This window comes from Patescibacteria group bacterium, from assembly GCA_018896645.1.
Taxonomy (GTDB): domain Bacteria; phylum Patescibacteriota; class Patescibacteriia; order UBA2591; family JABMQE01; genus JAHIMF01.
Genome location: JAHIMF010000028.1, coordinates 1 through 5,550, shown reverse-complemented (window position 1 = coordinate 5,550; position 5,550 = coordinate 1). Strand labels below are relative to the sequence as shown.

At 41.9% G+C, this 5,550-nt stretch carries 2 protein-coding genes; both read left to right on the top strand.

Annotated elements, in window-relative coordinates; translation table 11 throughout:
• Window positions 1–918 (top strand): hypothetical protein (locus tag KKD20_02005; protein MBU4331876.1); only part of this gene is annotated, 918 nt, incomplete at its 5' end.
• 82 nt (window positions 919–1,000) lie between these two features.
• Window positions 1,001–5,272: a DUF4215 domain-containing protein gene (locus KKD20_02000; GenBank protein MBU4331875.1), complete on the top strand. Its 4,272-nt coding sequence runs from the start codon at window positions 1,001–1,003 to the stop codon at window positions 5,270–5,272.
• The last annotated feature ends 278 nt before the right edge of the window (window positions 5,273–5,550 follow it).

The window sequence follows — 5,550 nt, the reverse complement described above, 5'->3', positions numbered from 1 at the left end:
AATTGTATGACAAAAAAAGATATGTCCGCCAATGGCGGAAGAAAAACAATGATTCTTCTGGCATTAATTGCAATCTTCAGTCTGGCTCTAGGTCAGAACGTTTCTGCTATTGGAATTATTAGCAATCCAATTGATATCAAAAACGCATTAAGAAACGAGACCTTTCAAGAAACATTAAAATTATTTAATTCAGAAGAAACCGAAACTTATTACCAATTGATAGCTGAAGGAGATATTGTTGACTGGGTAACTTTTTATGAGGTTAATGATTTAGATAATCCGGTAACTAAAGTCCTGGCGCCTGTCCAGGCATATTATGATGTGGCGGTTATGCTAAAAATACCCGAAGATGCAGCTAATGGCGAATATACCGGCAAATTAACGGTTATTTTAACTCCAGGTGAAGCTGAAGGTGAGAAAGCGTCCGCTGCAGTTAGGCAAAGAGTTTCGCGAGAAGTATATATTACAGTCACTGACCATGAAGATATTAAATTGGATGTTTCTGTTATTCCGCACACTTATGATTTGACTAAGGATGAGAATTTAACAATTAGATTGATTTATGATAATCAGGGTAATGTAAGTTTAAAACCGCAGATTGACTTTAAAATATCTAATGCTGATGGGAAAACAGTTTATAATGCTATTTTCCCTTATCCAGATGAAGAGCCGGCAGTTAAACCATTAGCTCGATATGAAATTCCTGCTATTGAAATTCCGACTAATAATTTGGAAGCGGATTATTATCGGGCTGAATTAGATTTTCTTGTTAGCGACGAAATCATAACCCAAGAAGATTTTAAATTTTCGATAGTTACCGACAACTGGTTAGCTTTGCTAGGTTATAAACAACTTGCTATAATTGTCTTGATTTTAACAGTGATAGTTGCGATAATTTTTGTTAAAAAAAGAAAATAATATAAAGCAAATAAAAGTAGCACCCCCATGCTGTTGCTTGAAAGGAGGAGAGTTAATCAACTAAAATTAACCTCCAAAAAATATGTTGAAAATCATCAAAAAGAAACAAGGGGGAAAAATAGTGTTTGGAGTGGCCCTGGAAACGGAAAAACTGGACTATATAAAGAACCCGGAGAACTCGGAAATTTTAAGAACAATAAAAAAAGCGCGCAACCTGTTTAAGAGCTTTTTAATTCAAGCAAGCTCTTTTATTATTAATCAGGGCTTAGAAATTAAGCAAAAATACTTAAAGATTATTTCGGACATTACTGCTGGCTTTAGAAAAACAAGGCGCGGTTTTTGTCTAAGAAAGCAAGCTTTGCAAATAATGCTTAAAGTTATTTGCCTTGGGCCTAATAAAGTTTCACAAAGAAGCGATGCAGAACAAAACTATGCTCTTATTTCTTGGGAAAAAAAGACCAAGCAGAAATCGGAATCAACAACAGTTCCGGACAAGGCGCAAGCCGGGCATACCGGCTTAATCAACCAACCCCTGCGGATGGTTTGGTCAGTGATAATCAAAAGGGGCCAGGAATCCTTGATGTCTTGGCAAAAAACTTTTAGGCAGGCTGGTTTGGCGTTAACCGGAATTTTATTAAAAATAGAAAAAGCAGGCAAAGGCGGTCTAATAAAAATAGAAAAAAAGATATCTATTATCTTTATTGTTGCGGTGATAATTCAGCTCGCTTTAGTTAGCGTGTTTTTCTTTTTTATGCCTACGACTTCAGCTGATGAACTTTGCCCGGTTGATGTGGATGTGGTTTTAGTGATGGATACTTCTGGGAGTATGGCTGATGGTGCGGCGATTAGTCATTGTGACTGGTGGGAGAATAAATGGATAGTCGATCATTTTGAATGGGTCAAGCATTGTGATGATGGTAATACTAATAATACAGACGGTTGTGTGAGTACAGAAGTGACAAGTGGAGAAGTGACTTTAGCTTGGTGTAACGATAAAGATCTATCACCCCATCATCCTTCAAATTTTAGTCCGGCTACTCAAAGTAAAATGTATCATGCTAAAAACTCTGCTAATTTATTTCTTGATAATTTAGGCGTAAATGACCAGTCCGGCTTGATATCTTTTGCTGATTTGGCAATCCTAAATAACCAGCTTTCTGGCGATCACCCTGGCACTCAAGCCGCTGTAAGTTCTTTAACCACTGGCGGAGCCACTAATATCGGGGATGCGATTGATGAAGGCCTAAAAGAATTGAGCTCTACTCGGGCTAATCCCCAGGCAGTCAAAGCCATGATTCTTTTAACTGACGGCAAAGCTAATCGACCAAATGGCCCAGGTTATGGCGAGGACCCTTTAGATGTGGCTTATGCCGAAGCCAAAGCCGGAGAAGCGGCTGGTTTAGGATATAAAATTTTTACTATAGGTTTGGGTAGTGATGGCGATATTAATAAAGTAATGCTCCAAAATATTGCAAATATCACCAGCGCCAAATATTATCATGTGCCTAACGGCAATGGGCTCGCGGCTATTTATGATGAAATTGCTTTTGAGGTTTGCCAGTACGGCTCAATTTCTGGCTGTAAATATAACGACATTGATAATAATAATAGCGGCGAAATTGATCAGGACGAAGACACCCTGGAAAATTGGGAAATTATATTAACCGGCAGCCCGAATGGGCCAGCCAGCCAACTAACAGACGCGGATGGCTGTTATGTTTTTGCCGGGCTAACTGATGGGGATTATGTTGTAACCGAAACCTTGCAAACCGGTTGGGTCCAGACCTGCCCAACCCAAGGCCTATATAATGTAACTATTGCTGACCATAATAATGTAGAAGATATTGATTTTGCTAATTATTTGCCTGTTTGCGGCAATGAAATTTTGGATGCGGACGAAGAGTGCGATGATGGAGTAGATAATGGCCAGATCTGCGAGCCAGGTTATGAAGAATCTTGTAATTATTGTTCTCTGTTTTGTGAAAGTATTCCAGTGGACGGGAGTTATTGCGGAGACGGAACCGTAGATGAGGGCGATGAAGAGTGTGATGACAGCAACACTTCAGATGGAGACGGGTGTTCTGCTAGTTGCGCTATTGAGGCCTTTTGCGGCGATGGAAATTTGGATGCTGGTGAAGAGTGTGACGACGGGAATAATGATAATTGGGACGGCTGTTCCGGCGGCTGCTTGGTTGAAGTCCCGGAACCAGCTTGCGGTGACAGTAATTTAGATCCGGGCGAGGATTGTGATGATGGAAATAATGATGACGGAGACGGGTGTTCTTCGGTATGCGCCATAGAAGCTTATTGCGGTGATGGGGGCTTAGACCCGAGCGAAGGGTGCGATGATGGAAATAATGATGACGGCGATGGCTGTGATAGCCAGTGCCAATTAGAAGGCGAGCCGGTTTGCGGCAATGGCGTGCCAGAGGGCGATGAAAATTGCGATGATGGCAATGATAATGGCGCTTATGGCTTTTGTAATAATGATTGCACTGGCCAGACCCAAGCTGTCTGCGGCAATGGTGATGTTGAAGGCAGTGAGGATTGCGATGATGGCAATACTCTTAACGGCGACGGCTGTTCTGCTATTTGCAAGGCTGAAGGAATTGGGCCTGGCGATATTGTGATTAATGAAATTATGCAAAACCCAGCTAAGGTTTCTGATTTTGGGGGCGAATGGTTTGAAGTTTATAACACTACTAATAATAATATTAATTTAGATGGCTGCGCTATTGGCGATTTGGGCAGCCATTTTCATATAATCAATAATACTTTAATTGTTCCAGCGGCCGGCTATGCGGTTTTAGGAGTTAGCGGGAACTTAGCCCTAAACGGCGGGGTTAATGTTGATTATGTTTATTCTACTTTTTTCTTAGGCGATAGTGACGATGAAGTAATTATAAGTTGTAATAATACAGAAATTGACCGAGTTGAATATGATGGCGGACCAAATTTCCCTAACCCTGTTGGCGCTTCTATGATTTTGGCCTATCCGAGTTTAGATAATAATATTGGTTCTAACTGGTGCGTTTCGTCTTCTGCTTTTGGCAAGGGCGACTTAGGCACGCCGGGCGCAGAAAATGATTTCTGCTCGGGCGTTGCTTATTGCGGTGATGGAAATACTGATGCGGGCGAACAATGCGATGACGGCGAAAACAACGGAACTGCTTGCGAACCTGAATACGGCAATTTTTGTTCTTATTGCAGTGAGACCTGCCAAATTATAAATAATCAAGGAGCATATTGCGGTGATGGCCTGATAAATAGCAGTGAAGAGTGCGACGATGGCAATACCGAAGCTGGCGACGGCTGTTCCAGCCAGTGCTTGATAGAAATTTCTGAACCTGTTTGCGGGGATGGCGCTGTTGATGCTGGCGAAGAATGCGATGATGGCAATACCGAAGCCGGGGACGGCTGTTCTGCCAGCTGTGCTACTGAACAAAATAATAATCAGACTGGCGGCCCTTCAACAGGCTCGGGGCCTGCGGCAACGAGCGGCGGCGGTTTTTCTTCGGGATTAACTATTTCTCAAGAGTCAGTAAGAGTGGCTGATGTTATTGAAAACAAAGTAACTGTTACCTGGCTAACATCCCAATTTTCTACCAGCCAAGTGATTTATTCCGGGGAAGGCGAGCCGCATACATTGGATATGAGTGATGATTCCGGGGCTCCGCCTACTTATGGTTATGTGCACACTACTCCAGAATATAACCTAAATCCAAAAGTGACTGGGCATTCCGTAACAATTACCGGACTGGCCCCGGGAACCATTTATTATTATCGGACTGTTTCTCGGGCTTCGCCGCCGGTGTTTAGTCCAGAACATTCTTTTAGAACCGCTCAAGTATCAGGCGTTTCCGAGGGTCCTAATGAAGTCGGCGGCGGTCCGATTGATGAAGACCAAGAAAGCATTAAAACATTAAAGCATGAAAGCAAAGACGACGGCGATTTAGAGGTTGAGGAACTTGATAATGATTTTGGAGAGGTTTCGGTCACTGGCAAAGACGGGGGACAGGATTATCCCGATATTGTTGTGGGTGAAGCTGATACTGACGATTTTGTTGATGACCCTCTGGTTTTAGCTGATACTTCAGGGCCTCAAGTTGATGACGAAATAATTGATGCGAAAAATGTAGAACTACAAAAATGCGAAAGCGGTGAAACTTGCGAGAATGCGGAAGACGAAAAAATTAAGGATGAAACAGATAGCAAACCCTGGTTAGTAAATGTTTTTATCGGTATTATTGACGCCATGCTTTTGATGATTGTTATTATAGGTTACAGGCAAGGAAAGAAAAGAAAAAATAAAGAGAAAGAGGAACAAAAGTCCGGCGAGGAGCATAATTCATAAGCCATAACATGTAATTATATTTCACGGCCCGTCCCGGTTGCGACCGGGGCGGGTCGTGTTTTTGTATTTAAGCCAGGTGCTTATATGCGCGACAGGGAGTTGTCCGCACCTTTTACCTTTGAACCGATTTTATACGGCAATTATAATGAATAACCCTATTTTTTGACCGTTAAGGCGGGGTTTTTTATTTAAGCGAGAAGAAATTTAAGAGAGAAAATAGCAATAACAAAAAACCCGCACCAACGCGGGTTTTTTGTTTTAAGTTCGTTGTAGTAATT